A 17752-nucleotide genomic window follows, 5' to 3' on the forward strand; every position below is an offset into this window, starting at 1 on the left:
CTGGAGCTGATGACCCGCGACCCCGAGGGCATCCGCCGCTGGGAGTTCACCCCCGACGGTGCCCTCGTCACCGACGACACGGCCCTCGTCGCGGCGTGGACGCCTTTCCACGCCCAGGCCGAGCTCCTGCACTCCGCCACCGAGACCCTCGCCGATATTCCGCGGCGGCTGAACCTCCTCTTCGCCTCTCGCAGGCAGGCCAACCGGACGCACACGGCCGCCGTGGCGACCCACCGGCAGGCGCAGGCCGTGGTCACCGCCGCGGACACCGCCCACGAAGCGGCGGCGGAGACGGCCGCCGAGTCCACCGAGGCCGAGCGCGAGGCCGAGGAGCTGGTCGCAGGGCTGAAACGGAAGCTCGCGGACGCCCGGCAGGCCGAGACGACACTGCTGTCGGCGATCCCGGCGAACGAGCTGAAGGAGACCCAGGGGCAGCAGCAACTCCGGACGGCCCTGGCCGCGCTGACGCGGGCCGAGAACACCGCGCGCGAACAACGCGCCGCCGCCGAACAGGCCGCGCAGGACGGGCAGGAACGGCAGGACGGGCCGTCCAGTCCCGTTCCCGCCCCGCCCGGCACCGCGCGCTCCCACGCCCCCGCGGCCGACGTCGCCGACGACCCCGGGGTTCAGGACACGGTCCGCGCGATCACCACCGCTGAGAACGCGATCCAGCAGGCCACCGAACAGCTCAGGACCGACCGGGCGGCGCTGGTAACGGCGCGGAAGACCGTCGCCGACGGACCGGGTGACATCCGCAGGGCGGAGGAGGTCCACAAGAAGGCCGTGGAGAAGACAGGGCAGGACGCGAATGCTCTGCTCGTCGAGGAAGAGAACCTGCGGGTCGCCAGGGAACGCGCGGCAGTCGCCGAGGCGGGGGTGACCGAGGCCCGGACCGAGGCCGACCGCCAGGAGCGGCTGGTCGTCGACACCGTCGCCGCGCAGGTGCGGGCCGGCGACGGCCTGGTGGCGGCCACCGACGCGCTGCAGGGCCTGTCCGCCGCCGTCCAGAACAGCGCTCCGACCCCCGAACAGTCCCTGCGGACCACCTTCGCCACCACCCCGCCGCGCTGGCCCGCCCCCGGCGTCCCGGCCGCGCCCCTGCCGGCCGGCGGCCAGACCCACACCCCGGCGCCCGCCACCGCCACCACGGGGACGAACCCCACGACGCCCACACCGACCACGTCGAAACGGCCGCCGAAGAAGAGCGCACCGCCCAAGTCCGGTACGAGCGGCGGCAAGAACACCGGGACCGACAAGAACGCGAGCAAGAGCAAGACCAAGGCCGCCCGCGTACAGCCGCCCCGGCCGCACGCCACGCCGACGGCCGCCGCGCTGTCCCCGTACGTCACCCCCAACGGCCGCGCCGTCATGACCCCCGGCGACGGCAACTGCCTCCTGTACGCAGTCATCGGCAGCGCACCGCACCTGGTCCGCACCCGCCTACAGCAGGCCGACCCGGTCCTCGCCCCGCGCACCGCCGGCTGGCTCGCCCGGCCCGACGAGGTACGGCAGACCCTCACGACACTGGCGGCGGACCCGGGGACCCACAACCTGGCAACAGACCATCTGGAGGTCGTGCAGCAGGGGTTGCAGAACCTGGTGCTGACCCGGCTGGTGGCGGCGGGCGACGGCAGCCGGCCGCTCCCGCCACAGGTGCTCGGCCAGCTCCGGGGCGTCCTCGCCGACGGCTTCGCCGGGACGGTGCGGAGCATGTCCGACACCGACGTCGACAACGGACTGGCCCGGTACGGCATCCAGGGCATGACGCGTGCCGAGGACCTGCACCCGGACGACCTCCAGGCCCGCTATCTGCAGGCCGTCTCGACGCCGGGCGCACCGCCCGCACCGGTCGGCGCCGTACCGAGCAACCGGCAGCTGTTCGCCTACCTCCGCGCGGTGGACGCACTGCCGACGCTCACCGACATGACACCGGACGAGCGCCGTTCGCTGCTGACCGCCGGCTACCACCGGAGTACCGCCCCCCTCACCGCGTACGAGGCGGGCGAGCTCGGCCACGCGGTGAGCAACTGGTCCACCGAGTGGGAGAACCCGCTCGGCGACACCTTCCTGCCGCTGCTCGCCGACACCCTCGACGTCCCGATCCACGTCTTCCAGCCGGTGTCCGACCCGCTCGACGGCGCCACCGCGACCGTCGTTCCCCAGGGCATCGTGCTGCGCTACGGCCCGACCACCAACACGCCCGCGCTGGAGGTCCACTACACGGGCCTGAACCACTACAGCGCGAGTGACGCGGGTCCGGCTGCCATCACTCCGTCGAACGCGCCTCGGGGTCCTGGGGATGTCAACAGCGTTCAGCCGGACGGGCGTTACCGTCCCGCGCCGACCCGCGATGCCGCCGACGACCGTCCCGCGTCGCGTGTCGCGGACCCGGCTGCGAAGGACTCCTGGTTCGGTCTGCGTTCGCACGCCCGTCCCGCTGTTCACAGCACGGAGCGGTTCGATGCGCATGCGGATCAGTCCAGCGCGCCGCGCCCCGGTGTTCTGAGTGGTGCGACGACGCTCGTCCGGACCCAGGTTCGTCGTATCCAGGCGCCCAACGGCACGTGGGTGCGGGACTACACGCTCAACCTCCCGGTCACCACCACCGGCCCCGCCCGCACCCAGCAACTCCAGGACCGCATCACCGGTCTGCTGGACACGCACCTCAACTCCGGCCTGGAGCTGCCCGGTTCAGGCGACCAACTGCACATCAACCTCAACCTGATCGACGATCCCGCACACCCCGAGGCGATCACCCTCACGGACTCCGTGAACCCGGCCCGCGCCGACCAACTCCACCTGGACATGGGCCACTCGGACGAGGACCTGCTCCACGAGGTCCTGCACTACCTGGGCCTGCCCGACGAGCAGCGCGACAACGACTTCCTGCTCCGCAACCACCCGAACAGCACGGCCGTCCGTACGACGGGCCTGATGGCGACCACGCAGACCCCCGTCCACATCCCGCACCGCTATCTCCGCACGATCGAGAACGTCACCGCGTCCGGTCCTCAACTCCACGACCACGCAGGCCAGGACGAGACGACGCCCGCCCAAGACCCCGACACCACCCCCATCCCCGCGGACTCCCCGCTCACCTGGCCCACCTCCAACGCCCCGGTCGCCGCGCCCTCTTCGACGTACGTCCTCGCCTACGGGTCCCAACTGGACGGCAACGTAGGCCTGGTGTTCCTCGAACCGCTGTCGGCGGCCGTGGTGAACGGGCTGCACCAGCAGGTGATGACGGCGCTCGGGCTGCAGGCCGCGCCGGACACGCATCCGGTGCGGGAGCAGTTGCGGACGGTGGCGAGCGCCGAGGCGCTGGTGCTCAACCTGCCCTATCTGCGCGGGAGTCTGGGCTTCCGGATCACTTTGCGCGTGGACGGCCGGGACCGGGACGTGGACCTGCGGATGCGGCTCGCGAACCCGGTGGCGGCGGCCCGGTACGGGCAGGCCGAGGGTGCCGAGCGGGACGTACGGGTGGAACGGCGTGGCATCGGCTCCCAGGAGTCGGTGTCGTCGGAGGCGTCCGGCAACATCCGTACGCTGATGCTGCCTTGGACCGCGCTGTTCCCGGTGAGCCGGGCCATCCCGGTGCGCGGTGTCGATGTCGCGCTGACCCTCGCGCTGACGTTGAACCAGCTCTCGTCGACCGCGTCGGTGACCACGGTGGTGCAGTCGACGACGGCACAGCGCAGCAACGAGCCCTCGGAGCCCTACGACTTCACCGCCCTGTGGGACGTACGGCTGGACACTCCGGCGCTGGCCGCGCCCGTCACCTGGGGGGCGACACAGGCGCACGGGCCGGTGACCTTCTGGTTCCCGCAGCATCTGGCGCGGGACGAGGAGGGGGAGTTGCCGCCGGCTGCGGGTCTGGACGTTCTGCCGGTGTGGGGCGTGGACACGGTGGCGGAGCCGGGGCGGCTGCTCGCGGAGGCGCTGCAGCACTTCGACGCCCAACTGCGGACGCTGGACAGGGACTCCCTGGCAGAGCTGGAGACGTTCCTGTCGGAGCCGTTGCTGCGGGGAACCCTGCCGATGCAGCGGGACCGGGGTGTCTTCTCGCCGGTGCTCCTCGACGGTTCCGGGCGCGCGGTCGGCATGTTCCAGTTGCTGACCGACGTGGAGGTGGGGCAGCCGCTGCGGCGGAGCGTCCCCGGGAAGATCAACCTGGAGAGCCACCTGATGCAGGTGGTGAAGATCGACGCCCAGTCGAGGTTCAGCAGCGGCGTGTCCCTGTCCGGGAGCGTCGGCCCGGCGTTCACCGGCGACCACACCGAGGGGCACCCGGACGCGTCCCGGCGTCCCGGTGGTGGTTTGCTGGGGCGGGCCTCGGTCCAGGCGGCGACGAACGGCGCGCTGACCCAGAGCAGCAGCGCGGCACTGATGCACGCGGTGCGCACCAACCGCAGTCATCTGCTGGCCCCGGCCCAGGTGCACCACACCCTGGTGCTGCATCTGCCGGGCGGCGGGCGGCGGACCTTCGAGCCGGGTGACTGGCCGCGCGGTATGCATCTGCGGGTGCTGACCGCCGAGGACGCCCGGGGGCATGCGCCGTCGGAGGACGAACTGCGGCTGCTTCCGGCGGAGTTGGAGCATCTGCGGGCGATCGGCACCACGGCGACACCGCTGGAGGTGCAGGGCACCGAACCCCTCTTCGTGCACGCCGAGAACTGGCTGCGCCGCGAGGGATTCCTGCCCGGCGACACCACCGCCCGCAACCGCGTGCTGCCCGACGAGGCGCTGGTGCAGGCCCAGTTGAACAACCTGCGCAGGTTCGAGCAGACCCGCTCGCAGGTCGGGCAGCGGGCCGCGGCGGACGCCATGGTGGACGGCGGCCACTCGCTCTTCCTGGAGATCCCGACCGTGAGCGGCACCCGCCGGGTGCGGTTGGTGCTCAGCGCGGTGCGCGGCGCGGGCGAGAGCACGCACACCACGGTGCTGCCCGATGTGCAGGGCATCGGCCTGTCCTCGCTGTCGACGGTGGCCACCGACCAGAACGGCTCGCAGTACGGGGCGTCGTACGGCGGCGGCGGTTCGTTCGGACTGCCGGTGCGCGACGGCGCCTGGACCGTCGGCGGTACCGGCGACCATGTGCGCTCCCACCAGGTGCAGCACGACAACAGCGCGCAGCTGTCCCTCGGGCACGACCAGCAGTTCATCGGCAGCGGGGCGGGCCAGCGCAGCGAGGTGTTCGAGGTGCCGGCCGACCTGGCGCTCGACCTGTACGAGGGACCGGGGGAGGAGCCCCTGGTGCGGTTCGCGCACGAGACGGTCCAGCAGCCGTACGTCCCGCACGGCGCCCCTCAGCCCGGCCCCAACGACCCGGCCCTGCCCCCGCCGCCGGACCGGGTGCCGGGCCTGCTGCGGCTGTCGGTGCCGACGCACCGTACGGTGCCCGCCGACGAGCCCGTCCCGGTGGCGCCCGGCGCGCACACCGTGCGGGCCGCCACCGACGCCGACCGCACGCTGCTCGATCTGACCGACGCGGCGGGCGGCCCGCTGCCCTACTCGGTACCGCTGCCGGACGACGCGATGGTGGAGGTGTTCCAGGCCTCGGCCGCGCTGGACGAGGCGTTCCGCGCGGTGCTCGGCAACACCTACACGGGGCATCCGGCACGCGGTCTGCTGGACGGGATGCGGGACGCGGTCGCGGAGCGAACTCCCGCTCCGGTGGCGCGTGTCGGACGCGCCGTCGGCGAGTCGCTGGCCGGCGCCGCGGTCACCGACCCGACCACGGTCACGGCCGAGATGCTGACCGCCGCCCGCAGCCCCGCCGCCCTGCTGGCCCGCGGCCACCAGGTGTTCAAGGGCGCCTACGTGGTCGAGGGGCTCACCCTGCCCGGGCTCGCCGCCGACGAGGTGCTGTCGGTGGAGATCCGGGGCGCCCTGCGCGCGCCGCGGGCCTCGGGCGAGATCACCCAGTACTTCGAGACCGGGCTCGGAGCCGCCGACGGCGCCGGACAGCAGCGCGGGGTGTCCAGCGCCGCGCAGTGGGCGGGCGGCCTCACCGCGGTCCGCAACAGCTCCTCGGTACAGACCCCGGGCTCCGACCAGGCCGCCGGCAACGACGGCGACGTCGGCGGCCTCGACGACGGCGCCACGCTGCTGCGCCGCGCCGACGACCCGGAGCAGCAGGAGGGCGCCGCCACGACCACCGCCGCGCCCCGCAGGACGACTCTCAACCCCTCGGGCCGCTACACCCGCACCACCCGCCGCGACAAGGCACGGGGGCTCACCTCCTCGACGGTCGTGAACCGCACGGCCACCGAGAGCGGCGCCCAGCACCGCATCACCGCCGACGCGCTCCTGCTGGTCACCTTCCGACGCGGCACCCGCAACGCCGTGGGCAACGCGCTCGGGCAGGGCGAGGGCCGCGCCGTGACGGTGGCGATCGAACTCCCGGACGCCGTACGGTTCCTGGCCACCCCGGCACAGCTCCGGCGGCACGCCGCCTGGTTCACGACCGTGCCCGGGCTGACCCTGCCCGCGCCGGTACCGGGCTCCGTCCAGCTGCCGCGCCGCTTCGTCGCCTCCCGCGAGGTGGGCCTCGGCAGCGTCCAGGCGATGGACGAGTACACCGACGCCACCCGCACGGTGCAACGCCCCGACCTGCTGCGCCGCCAACTCCTCACCCTCGTCGAGGACGAGGCCCCCGGCACCACCCGCCCGGGCCACGCGTCGTACCTCTCCGGCGTCGCCACCCGCATCGCCGACCTCACCTCCACGGCGGGCCTGCGCACCTTGGCAGGCCGCGGCCCCGGCCACGTCCAGCGCTTCGGCTTCCGCCATGTCGGCTACGGCGGCGCCCGCCTCGTCGAGGTCACCCTCGCCGCCCGGCCGGACGCCGACGACCACGCGCTGCGCCTGCTGCGCGGCCACCCGGCGGCAGCGGGTTCCGGCATCGAGCAGTACCACGGCCACACCCCGGCCTCGGTGACCGACCGGACCGCCGACAGCACCCGGCACTCCGGGTTCGCCCAGCTCCAGACCCGGCTCCCGAGGCCCACCGGCGGCCCCCGCACCGACCGCGCGGGCGCGCTGCTCGGCGTCGACACGGTGCGCGGCAACTCCGCCCGGGTGACCCGGGCCGCCGAGGACCGGCACTGGCTGCGCACCGACAACGTCGCCGACTTCGACGGCGTCCCGTACCGGATCGTCGCCACCGTACGGTCCACGCCGACCGCCGACTGGCTGGTGGACCTGCCGGGCAGTGTGTTCCAGCACGGCGTGCTCAGCCTCACCGACGCCGATGTCCCGCTGGCCAACCGCATCGCCCACCTCTTCCTCGGCCGCCCGGCGCGGAGCGTCACGGTGCACACCGCCGCCGCGCTGCGCTTCACCGGCAGCGAGACCGCCGAACCCGCCGCGCCCGAGCGGCAGTTGACGGCGGGCCACTCGGTGCGCCGGCCGACGACGACCGGACGGCGCTTCACGCCGGGCGGCCCCGCACCGGTCTTCGCCTTCGACGCGGGTACCGAACTCGCCACCGCACTCGGCGAGGTGGCCCCCGCCCTGACCCGTTCCTGGCGCGCGCTCGCCGCCTCCGACTCCGCGGACGCCACCGCCGTACGGATCGGCGAACTCCTCCAGGCGGGCACGATCTCGCTGGACCACCCGCGCGGCTCCGCCGGTCTCACCACCACGGTGCCGGGTGCCTACCCGTTCCAGAGCGCTCCCGGCACCCCGCCCCGGCTCACCCTGGAGCTGTACCGGCCGCGCCCGGTGACCGACACCGGGGACGTGACGATCGACCGGGTCCGGCTCAGCACGGTCAGCGCGGGCTCCGCCTCGCACGCGGGCATCACCGGCAGCCTCGCGGCGCAGGGCGGCTTCAGCGCCGACGACTCCAACCGCCAACTCCTCGGCTTCACCGTGCCGGTACTGGCCCGCCAGCCCCAGGACCCCGGCACCGGCGCGGCCGTCGGCGGTACCCGGCGCGAGTGGCTCAAGCACGGCAACACCACCACCCCGGCGGGCTCGCGCGGCACCCGCAGCCACGAGATCGTCGCCGACGCCCTGCTCACCGTGCACGGCCCGAACGGCACCCGGTACGTCTCCGGCACGGTCCGGCTGCGCCCCCTGGAGCGCGACCTCCTCGGCCACGGCGTCACCACCTCCCGCACCGACCCGGGCGTGTACGACGGCGCCTCCCTGACCCGCGAGGCCGCCGACGCGCAGGCACCGGGCGACCGTGCGGACGAGGTGCTGCGCGACTGGCGCACGGTCCCGCTCCGCGACCTCCCGACCCTGCTGTCCCAAGGCATCCAGGCGGACCCCGAAGCACCCGGCGCCGACGACACGCTCCAGCTGTGGCTGGCCACGAACGGCAGCCCCGAGCAGACGGCCCGCGCCCTGTACGCCGCTTCGGGCACGGCCACGCTGCTACGGCGGCCCGTCGAACTCGCGCTGCGGGACGGCGAGGGCGTGCGGTTCCGGCGGTTCGACGCCGCCGGGAATCCCGACGTGGCGCCGGGGTCGGACGAGCGGGACGACGAAGGGCGGGACGGCGCGGGTCCGAGCGGCTCGGGTCAGGACGGTGCGGGTCCGAGCGACGCGGGTCGGGACGGAGCGCGGCGGGACGGCCGGGGCGCCCCTGCTGACGACGCCTACTGGGCGGCCGTACGCGATCAGATAGGTGTGCTGGAGGTGGCCGGGCACGCGGAGGACGCCGCGCGGGCACAGGAGGCCCAGCTCCAGGCGGAGGTGCCGGACGCCGAACGCGCGCTGGCGGAAGCCCTGCCGCCGCTGGCACGGGCGGAACAGGACCTGAACGACGCCCGCACCGCCGCGGACACCACGACCGCCGAACGCGTCGCCGCCGAGCGGACCGTCGTGGCCGCCGCCCGCGCCGATCAGGAACGGGGCACCCGCGTCGCGGAGTTGACCGCGGATCTCGACGACCAGACCGAGCGGGTGGCGGACACGACCCGGGCGGCCGGGGAGTACCACGACGCGGTCCGGACGGCGGAGGGAGAACTGGCGGCGGCGGAACGGGCCGTACAGCAGCAGCCTGCCGACTCGGCCACCCAGGGCGGGAGTTCGCAGCGCGCCGAGGGCAACTCCGCCGCGGGCGGCCCCGATTCACCCGCCCGGCGTGAGTCGCGCCGGATCCGGGCGGAACGCGCAGTGCACCAGGCCCGGATCGCGGCCTCGGCGGCCGACCGCGCCGTCGAGACCGCCCGGCACGCCGCCGACGACACCACGCGCCGGCTCGGTCTGGCCCGGGACGCGGCCCGCACCGCCGCCCAGGACCTGACCCGGGCCCGGGCCATCGCCGTGACGGCGACCGCGACGGACCGCACGGCCCAGGCGGAACTCGCCGAAGCCACCGCACACCGCGACCAGATGACCGCCGCGCGGGACGAGGCCCGGGGGACGTTGGACGCCCTCGGCCGCGACATCGCCGAGGCGCTGGCGGAACAGGCCGAGCAGGCGACCCGGCAGCGCAACGCGCAGCAGGATCTGGCCGACGTCGTAACCCTCCTGGAGACACAGCGAGCGGCGACCGGCGACGGCACGGCCCCCCTCCCGACCGGCTCCCTCGCCGCCACCCCGGCCACCTGGCCCCGCCGCACTCCCCGCCCGACACCGGCCCGCATCGGCCCGGGCCCGGCGCCCGAACAGACGGAGGACCCGCAGGAAGAACCCGAGGGCGAGCCCGAAGTGGAGCCCCAGGAACGGGAGTTCCGGCCGGGCGCAGCCGCGGGCGTGACCGCCGGGGAACCCGAAGGCGAGGAGTCCGACGGCGAGGAGTCCGACGGCGACGAGGACGGCGACGAAGAGAGCGACGGTGAAGACGGCGGCGACGGCGGCGGCGACGAGGACGGCGGCGCGAACGGGCAGCGCGGTGCAGGCTCCGGCGGTGCCCGCTATCGCCTCGCCGTATCGCGGGCGGAGCGCCCAGCGACGTTCGTCCGTTCGCTGGCGCGGCTCCTCGCCGCCCCCGGCACCTCCGCCCATGCCACCCCCGCCCCCACCTGGACCGGCACCCGCGACCCCCACGCCGCCCTCCTCACCTGGGCCCAGGTCGACGTGGCGGCTCACGGTGCCCCCGACGACGCGGTGCTCCCGGCGCCCGGCGCCTCGGTGCGGACCGAAGCGCTGGCCGAAATCGGCGCTCTCACCGAGGAGTTGCGTGCCCAGTCGATCCTCCAGAACGGCACGGTGACCGTCGCGGAGGCCGGACTGGACGACGTCGCGCGCCTCGCCCTGGTGCTGGCCCGCCCCGACACCCCCGCCTATGTGTCCACCCTGGCCGCACTGGTCGCACGCGACACCGGGCGGCCGGTCCAGGTGCTCGGCCCCGACGACCTCACCCACCGGTTCGGCCCGGCCGACGGCACCCCGCTCACCCTGTACTTCGACGGCAACCGGTTCTCGGTCAACCCGCCCGCCCCGGAAGACGACTGACCGGTCGTCACCCGATCACTTTTCTGGAAGGAACAGCATGTCCGGCAAGAACAGCCCGCAGCACCAGGCAGCGACGGGCGGGACGGAGCCCGCCCCGGCCCCGGACACCACCGCGGGCGGCGCCCCCGAGACCGAAGCGGCGGCACTCCCGCCGACCAGCGGCGAGACGACGGCCGCCCGCACCGGCGCCCCGGAGACCGCGGCGGAGGCGGAAACGGAAGCGGCAGCGGCACATACGGCCCCGGCCCAACTCGCCGCCGCAGGCACGGGAGTTGCCGCAGCAGCCGCCGTCGGTACCGACGAGACCGCGACCCCGGAAGCGGCAACCGGCACCCACGCCTACCCCGATACCGCCCCCGACCCGGGCGCCGACGCCCTGGCCGCGACGGCGGCCGGATCCGGATCCGGGTCCGAGCCCGGCGAAGACGCGGCCACCGCCGCCGCGCCCGCCTTCGGCCGCCCCTCCCGAGGCATCCTCGCCGGAGCCGCGATCGCCGGCGCGCTGCTGATCGGCGTGCCGTTCCTGGTGTCCGGAATGCTCGGCAAGTCGGGTTCGGACTCGAAGCCGTCGGACCAAGTGGCCGACGCCGGCACGGTGTTGAACGGCGCGTCACCGGACATCGGCGCCGGCGCCTACGGTTCGGCCAGCCCGGACCCGACCGCGACGAAGCCGAACCCCTCGCTCACGACGGGCGGCGGCAAGAAGAACACGGTGAAGAACGGCGCGGGCGCCGCGGTGGCCGGCGGCGCCGGTGCCGGAGTGGTCGTGGGCAGTTCCGCCGAGGCCCCCAAGAAGGCTTCCTCCGGCGGGAGTTCGAAGAAGAAGTCCACCACGACCAAGGCCACGGCCACCAAGGCCAAGACGGTGACCACCGCCCCCGGCACCACCATCTACGGCCATGCCTCCAACAAGTGCATCGAGATGGTGAGTCACAAGGGGACCGACGGTTCGCCGCTGCAGATCAACAGCTGCACCGGCAAGAACTGGCAGAAGTGGGACTTCCGTTCGGACGGCACGATCCGCTCGATGGGCCTGTGCATGGACGTCGCCTGGGGTTCGTCGGCGAATGGCGCGGTGATCCAGCTCGCGGTGTGCAGCGGCAACCCGGCCCAGCAGTTCCGCCTCAACTCCAGCAACGACCTGGTCAATCCGCAGGCCAACAAGTGCGTGGACGTCAAGGACCAGAAGACCGCGGCCGGCACCCGACTCCAACTCTGGGACTGCAACGGCCAGGACAACCAGAAGTGGAGTACGCGTTAACCGCGGCCGTCGTCCGCACCCACGTCGCCGTACCGACCGGCTCGATGCCGTAACAACCTTCGAGAGGTGATGGATCAGTGTCCTGGCTGGAAGAAATACGGCGCATCATGCCCTCTCCTCCGGGAGCCGGTGACTCCGTGGACTGGGATGCTGTCGAGGCCAGTTGGGGAACACGCTTCCCCGGCGACTACAAGGAGTTCATGGCCGAGTACGGCGAAGGTGCCATCGAGGACTATCTGTCGCTGATGGCACCTGAGATCCACGTCGGTCCTGGTGGCGAGTCTTCCTACATGGGCATGCAGCAGGAATCGGCGAACGCCGAGGACGTGTGGCGAGCCGCTGGGCGAGGGGCGGCGGAGACTCCGCGTCTCATCGCCTGGGGAGCGGATTCCAGCGCGGACATTCTGTGCTGGCCGGCCACGGACAGCGATCCGGACAAGTGGCCCGTGGTGGTGTGGGGCCGGGGCGACGCGCGATGGACCGAATACCCGTACGGAATGGTGGAGTTCCTTTGCCGCCTGTTCCGCGCGGAATTCGACGAGTGCCCGCTGGGTGCTGTCTTGCTCTGGGGAGTCGGTTCCGCCCGCTTCCTGCCCAAGGAGGAGGAACAGCGGCTCCGGAAGGCCGGAATCTCTCCGTGGACCGGTGAACCGGACCCGTATGCCGGAATGTTCGGAGACTGAGCCGTCGCGGATGCCGCCGCACCCGTAAAAGGCACGGCGGCAACCTACGACAACGCCTCAGATGTCGCGGAAGATCTCGATCTGCGCCCCGACGGAGTTGAGCCGCTCCGCCAGGTCCTCGTAACCGCGGTTGATGACATACACGTTCCGCAGCACGGACGTGCCCTCCGCCGCCATCATCGCGAGCAGCACGACCACCGCGGGCCGCAGCGCCGGCGGGCACATCATCTCGGCGGCCCGCCAGCGGGTCGGGCCCTCGACCAACACCCGGTGCGGGTCGAGGAGTTGGAGGCGCCCGCCGAGGCGGTTGAGGTCGGTGAGGTAGATCGCGCGGTTGTCGTAGACCCAGTCGTGGATGAGGGTCTGGCCCTGCGCGACCGCCGCGATCGCCGCGAAGAACGGCACGTTGTCGATGTTCAGGCCGGGGAACGGCATCGGGTGGATCTTGTCGATCGGCGCCTCCAGCTTGGAGGGCCGGACCGTGAGGTCCACCAGCCGGGTACGGCCGTTGTCCGCGACGTACTCGGGGGTGCGGTCGTGGTCGAGGCCCATCTCCTCCAGGACCGCGAGCTCGATCTCCAGGAACTCGATGGGCACCCGGCGGACCGTCAGCTCCGACTCGGTGACGACGGCGGCGGCCAGCAGGCTCATCGCCTCGACCGGGTCCTCGGAGGGGGAGTAGTCCACGTCGACGTCGATGGTCGGCACGCCGTGCACGGTGAGGGTGGTGGTGCCGATGCCCTCGACCTTGACGCCCAGCGCCTCCAGGAAGAAGCACAGGTCCTGGACCATGTAGTTGGAGGACGCGTTGCGGATGACCGTGACGCTCTCGTGGCGGGCGGCGGCCAGCAGCGCGTTCTCGGTGACGGTGTCGCCGCGCTCGGTCAGCACGATCGGCCGGCCGGGGGAGACGGACCGGTCGACCTGCGCGTGGTAGAGCCCCTCGGTCGCGGCGATGTCGAGTCCGAAGCGGCGCAGCGCGATCATGTGCGGCTCGATCGTGCGCGTCCCGAGGTCGCAGCCGCCCGCGTACGGCAGCTTGAAGCTGTCCATGCGGTGCAGCAGCGGGCCGAGGAACATGATGATCGAGCGCGTCCGGCGGGCCGCCTCCGCGTCGATCGACTCCATCTCCAGCTCGGCCGGCGGCACGATCTCCAGGTCGACGCCGTCGTTGATCCAGCGGGTGCGGACGCCGATCGAGCCGAGTACCTCCAGAAGGCGGTACACCTCCTCGATCCGCGCGACCCGGCGCAGCACTGTGCGCCCCTTGTTGAGGAGCGAGGCGCACAGCAGTGCCACGCACGCGTTCTTGCTGGTCTTCACATCGATCGCGCCGGACAGCCGGCGACCGCCGACCACCCGCAGATGCATCGGACCGGCGTAGCCCAGAGAGACGATCTCGCTGTCCAGGGCTTCACCGATTCGAGCGATCATCTCAAGGCTGATGTTTTGGTTGCCGCGCTCGATGCGATTGACGGCGCTCTGACTGGTGCTGAGCGCCTCGGCAAGCTGCGTCTGTGTCCAGCCCCTATGTTGCCTGGCGTCACGGATGAGCTTGCCGATACGTACGAGGTAGTCGTCTGCCATGAGGCCGAGGTTATCTCAGATATGAGATGGCGCCTCTTGAGGGGGCCGTTCGGGTGACGACCGGTCAGCAGTCCTGCCGGCTGCCGTCAGTCGTCCTTCTTGGTGCGCGTCTTGCGCCACCCGAACGGCCCGGGCAGGTTCATCGATGTCGTACGGCGCCCCGAGGTGCTGCGCGTGTAGCGCGGGCCACTCTTGCCACCTGTCGTGAACGACATGGACCCCTTGTTGATGTTCAGTCGAAGCCAAGGAAGGATCCGGAAGCTCTTGCGGAACGTGAGCGGCATGCCCGCCCCCTTTCGTCCCGCACCGGGTACCCCGAAGTCCCGGAGATATGGCGTCAGTTCAGTGGAGCGGGCGCCGGGGTGCCGTAGAAGGTGAACGACTGCCAGCCCCGGGAGGCGGCGAAGTCGTTGAGCAGGTCGGCGATCTCCGCCGGGGTGATGTCGTTGGCCTCCGGTGGTGCCTCGCTCGCGGAGACGCTGAACTTGATCGTGAGCCGCGGATTCTCCGGGTTGACGCCCAGGAGGGCCGTCCCCGCGAAGAGTGTTCCCTTGGGGAAGTCGGGCGCCGTGGTGTCCGCGGTGTCGGTGGCGTCCGCAGCGGCCTGGGCGGCCTGGGCAGGCTGCGCTGCCGCCGCGCCGCCGACCATCGCGCCGACAGCGGTCGTTCCGGAGTATTCGAGCAGAGACCGTCGCGAAATTCTGGACAAAGTACCCCCTCGTTCAGGGCCGCACGGGTATCTCCCGAGGCCCGGGCCATATCGTACGCATGTTCGATCTATGGGGGGAGGTGAACGAGGTCGTCCGAATGTGAGGGGGTGGGGGGCGGCCGGGCATGACCAATCCGCCCCCGTGTACTAGAGTTATCTCGACATCGAGATATATGCCGAGGTGCACCGCAGCCGCACACTCCGCCGATCTAGCAGTAAGGCTTACCTAACTTAGCCTTACCTTAGCGGATCGGCCAAGACGTCGTAGCGGCAGGATGCGGTGGGAACGCGCACATCAATGAAGGAGACTGTCGTGTCGGCGAACAGCTTCGACGCCCGCAGCACGCTGCAGGTGGGCGACGAGTCGTACGAGATCTTCCGCCTGGACAAGGTGGAGGGCTCGGCCCGGCTCCCCTACAGCCTTAAGGTCCTGCTGGAGAATCTGCTCCGCACCGAGGACGGCGCGAACATCACCGCCGACCACATCCGCGCCCTCGGCACCTGGGACTCGGAGGCCCAGCCGTCGCAGGAGATCCAGTTCACGCCGGCCCGTGTGATCATGCAGGACTTCACCGGCGTGCCCTGCGTGGTGGACCTCGCGACCATGCGTGAGGCCGTGAAGGAGCTGGGCGGCGACCCGGCGAAGATCAACCCCCTGGCGCCGGCCGAGCTGGTCATCGACCACTCCGTCATCGCGGACAAGTTCGGCACCCACGAGGCGTTCGCGCAGAACGTCGAGCTGGAGTACGGCCGCAACCGCGAGCGCTACCAGTTCCTGCGCTGGGGCCAGACCGCGTTCGACGAGTTCAAGGTCGTCCCGCCGGGCACCGGCATCGTCCACCAGGTCAACATCGAGCACCTCGCCCGGACCGTCATGGTCCGAGGCGGCCAGGCCTACCCGGACACCCTGGTCGGCACCGACTCGCACACCACGATGGTCAACGGCCTCGGTGTGCTGGGCTGGGGCGTCGGCGGCATCGAGGCCGAGGCCGCGATGCTCGGCCAGCCGGTCTCGATGCTCATCCCGCGCGTCGTCGGCTTCAAGCTGACCGGCGAGCTGACCCCGGGCACCACCGCCACGGACCTCGTGCTCACGATCACCGAGATGCTCCGCAAGCACGGCGTCGTCGGCAAGTTCGTCGAGTTCTACGGCGAGGGCGTCGCCGCCACCTCCCTCGCGAACCGCGCCACCATCGGCAACATGTCGCCGGAGTTCGGTTCCACCGCCGCGATCTTCCCGATCGACGACGAGACCCTGAAGTACCTGCGCCTGACCGGCCGTGACGAGCAGCAGGTCGCGCTCGTCGAGTCGTACGCCAAGGAGCAGGGCCTCTGGCTGGACCCGGCCGCCGAGCCCGACTTCTCCGAGAAGCTGGAGCTGGACCTCTCGACGGTCGTCCCCTCGATCGCCGGCCCGAAGCGCCCGCAGGACCGCATCGTCCTCGCGAACGCCTCCGAGCAGTTCAAGTCGGACGTGCGCAACTACGTCGCCGACGACGACGAGGCGGGCAAGGAGTCCTTCCCGGCCTCCGACTCCCCGGCCGCCAGCAACGGCGTGCCGAGCAACCCCGTCACGGTCACCGCCCCCGACGGCTCGACGTACGAGCTGGACCACGGCGCGGTGACGGTCGCGGCCATCACCTCCTGCACCAACACCTCGAACCCGTACGTCATGGTCGCCGCCGCGCTCGTCGCGAAGAAGGCCGTGGAGAAGGGCCTGACCCGCAAGCCGTGGGTCAAGACCACTCTCGCCCCGGGCTCCAAGGTCGTCACCGACTACTTCGACAAGGCGGGGCTCACCCCCTACCTCGACAAGGTCGGCTTCAACCTCGTCGGCTACGGCTGCACCACCTGCATCGGCAACTCCGGCCCGCTGCCGGAGGAGGTCTCCAAGGCCGTCAACGACCATGACCTGGCCGTGACTTCGGTGCTCTCCGGCAACCGCAACTTCGAGGGCCGGATCAACCCGGACGTCAAGATGAACTACCTGGCGTCCCCGCCGCTGGTCGTCGCGTACGCCCTCGCCGGCTCCATGAAGGTCGACATCACCAAGGACGCGCTCGGCGTCGACCAGGACGGCAAGCCGGTCTACCTCGAGGACATCTGGCCGACCGAGGCCGAGGTCAACGACGTCGTCGCCAACTCCATCGGCGAGGACATGTTCAACAAGTCCTACGCCGACGTCTTCGCGGGCGACGCCCAGTGGCAGGCGCTGCCCATCCCGGAGGGCAACACCTTCGAGTGGGACGCCCAGTCGACCTACGTGCGCAAGCCCCCGTACTTCGAGGGCATGACGATGGAGACCACCCCGGTCTCGGACATCGACGGCGCCCGCGTGCTGGCCAAGCTCGGCGACTCGGTGACGACGGACCACATCTCGCCCGCCGGTGCCATCAAGGCCGACACCCCGGCCGGCAAGTACCTCACCGAGCACGGCATCGAACGGCGTGACTTCAACTCCTACGGCTCCCGCCGAGGCAACCACGAGGTCATGATCCGCGGCACCTTTGCCAACATCCGCCTGCGCAACCAGGTCGCGCCCGGCACCGAGGGCGGCTTCACGCGTGACTTCACGCAGGCCGACGCCCCCGTCTCCTTCATCTACGACGCCTCGCGCAACTACATCGAGCAGGGCATCCCGCTGGTCATCCTGGCCGGCAAGGAGTACGGCTCCGGCTCGTCCCGCGACTGGGCCGCCAAGGGCACCGCGCTCCTCGGCGTCAAGGCCGTCATCGCCGAGTCGTACGAGCGCATCCACCGCTCGAACCTCATCGGCATGGGTGTCGTCCCGCTCCAGTACCCGGCGGGTCAGACCGCCGAGTCCCTCGGTCTGACCGGCGAGGAGTCCTTCTCCGTCGCGGGCATCACCGAGCTGAACGACGGCACCACCCCGAGCACGGTCAAGGTCACCACCGACACCGGCGTGGAGTTCGACGCGGTCGTCCGCATCGACACCCCCGGCGAGGCCGACTACTACCGCAATGGCGGCATCCTGCAGTACGTGCTGCGCAACCTGATCCGCAACTAGCGGCTACGGCAAGGCAGTTGAGGGCCGCATCCCCGGCGACGGGGGTGCGGCCCTCCGCGTCTGTCCGCCGC

The 17752-nt window shown here is 72.0% G+C and carries 7 protein-coding genes (1 of these 7 only partly in view); 4 read left to right on the top strand and 3 right to left on the bottom strand.

What is annotated here, in order from left to right; all coding sequences use genetic code 11:
- The 3 genes from OG588_RS37765 to OG588_RS37775 form a co-directional block, all read left to right on the top strand.
- Positions 1-10413, top strand: the end of a protein-coding gene (locus OG588_RS37765) for a hypothetical protein (RefSeq protein ID WP_405951132.1). It extends 26448 nt beyond the left edge of the window; only the last 10413 of its 36861 coding nucleotides appear in the window; the start codon falls outside the window, past its left edge; its stop codon occupies positions 10411-10413.
- A 37-nt stretch (positions 10414-10450) separates the two neighbouring features.
- Positions 10451-11674, top strand: coding sequence for a ricin-type beta-trefoil lectin domain protein (locus tag OG588_RS37770; RefSeq protein WP_405951133.1), 1224 nt, complete (start codon positions 10451-10453; stop codon positions 11672-11674).
- Between the two features lie 107 nt (positions 11675-11781).
- Positions 11782-12357, top strand: coding sequence for an SMI1/KNR4 family protein (locus OG588_RS37775; protein ID WP_405951134.1), 576 nt, complete (start codon positions 11782-11784; stop codon positions 12355-12357).
- Positions 12358-12414: 57 nt separating this feature from the next.
- Here the strand turns inward: OG588_RS37775 and OG588_RS37780 are convergent, their stop codons facing one another.
- From OG588_RS37780 to OG588_RS37790, 3 genes are all read right to left on the bottom strand, one after another.
- The gene (locus OG588_RS37780) at positions 12415-13944 is read right to left on the bottom strand and encodes a helix-turn-helix domain-containing protein (protein WP_405951135.1); all 1530 of its coding nucleotides are present in this window, start codon (positions 13942-13944) and stop codon (positions 12415-12417) included.
- 86 nt (positions 13945-14030) lie between these two features.
- Positions 14031-14228 (bottom strand): DUF4236 domain-containing protein, encoded by a 198-nt coding sequence (locus tag OG588_RS37785; protein ID WP_266862955.1) that lies wholly within the window; start codon positions 14226-14228, stop codon positions 14031-14033.
- Between the two features lie 53 nt (positions 14229-14281).
- Positions 14282-14653 (bottom strand): hypothetical protein, encoded by a 372-nt coding sequence (locus OG588_RS37790; RefSeq protein WP_405951136.1) that lies wholly within the window; start codon positions 14651-14653, stop codon positions 14282-14284.
- A gap of 313 nt (positions 14654-14966) precedes the next feature.
- Here OG588_RS37790 and acnA point away from each other — a divergent pair, with 313 nt between their 5' ends.
- Complete coding sequence (gene acnA / locus OG588_RS37795) at positions 14967-17681, top strand: aconitate hydratase AcnA (protein ID WP_405951137.1); 2715 nt, start codon at positions 14967-14969, stop codon at positions 17679-17681.
- Positions 17682-17752: the final 71 nt, after the last annotated feature.

The sequence above is a fragment of the Streptomyces prunicolor genome (genome assembly GCF_045162825.1).
Classification (GTDB): domain Bacteria; phylum Actinomycetota; class Actinomycetes; order Streptomycetales; family Streptomycetaceae; genus Streptomyces; species Streptomyces prunicolor.

What these genes read in the sequence shown, in the direction of transcription:
- OG588_RS37775 (WP_405951134.1), top strand. Translation starts at nt 11,782, where the DNA reads ATGCCCTCTCCTCCGGGAGCCGGTGACTCCGTGGACTGGGATGCTGTC.
- OG588_RS37785 (WP_266862955.1), bottom strand. Translation starts at nt 14,228, where the DNA reads ATGCCGCTCACGTTCCGCAAGAGCTTCCGGATCCTTCCTTGGCTTCGA.
- OG588_RS37770 (WP_405951133.1), top strand. Translation starts at nt 10,451, where the DNA reads ATGTCCGGCAAGAACAGCCCGCAGCACCAGGCAGCGACGGGCGGGACG.
- OG588_RS37780 (WP_405951135.1), bottom strand. Translation starts at nt 13,944, where the DNA reads ATGGCAGACGACTACCTCGTACGTATCGGCAAGCTCATCCGTGACGCC.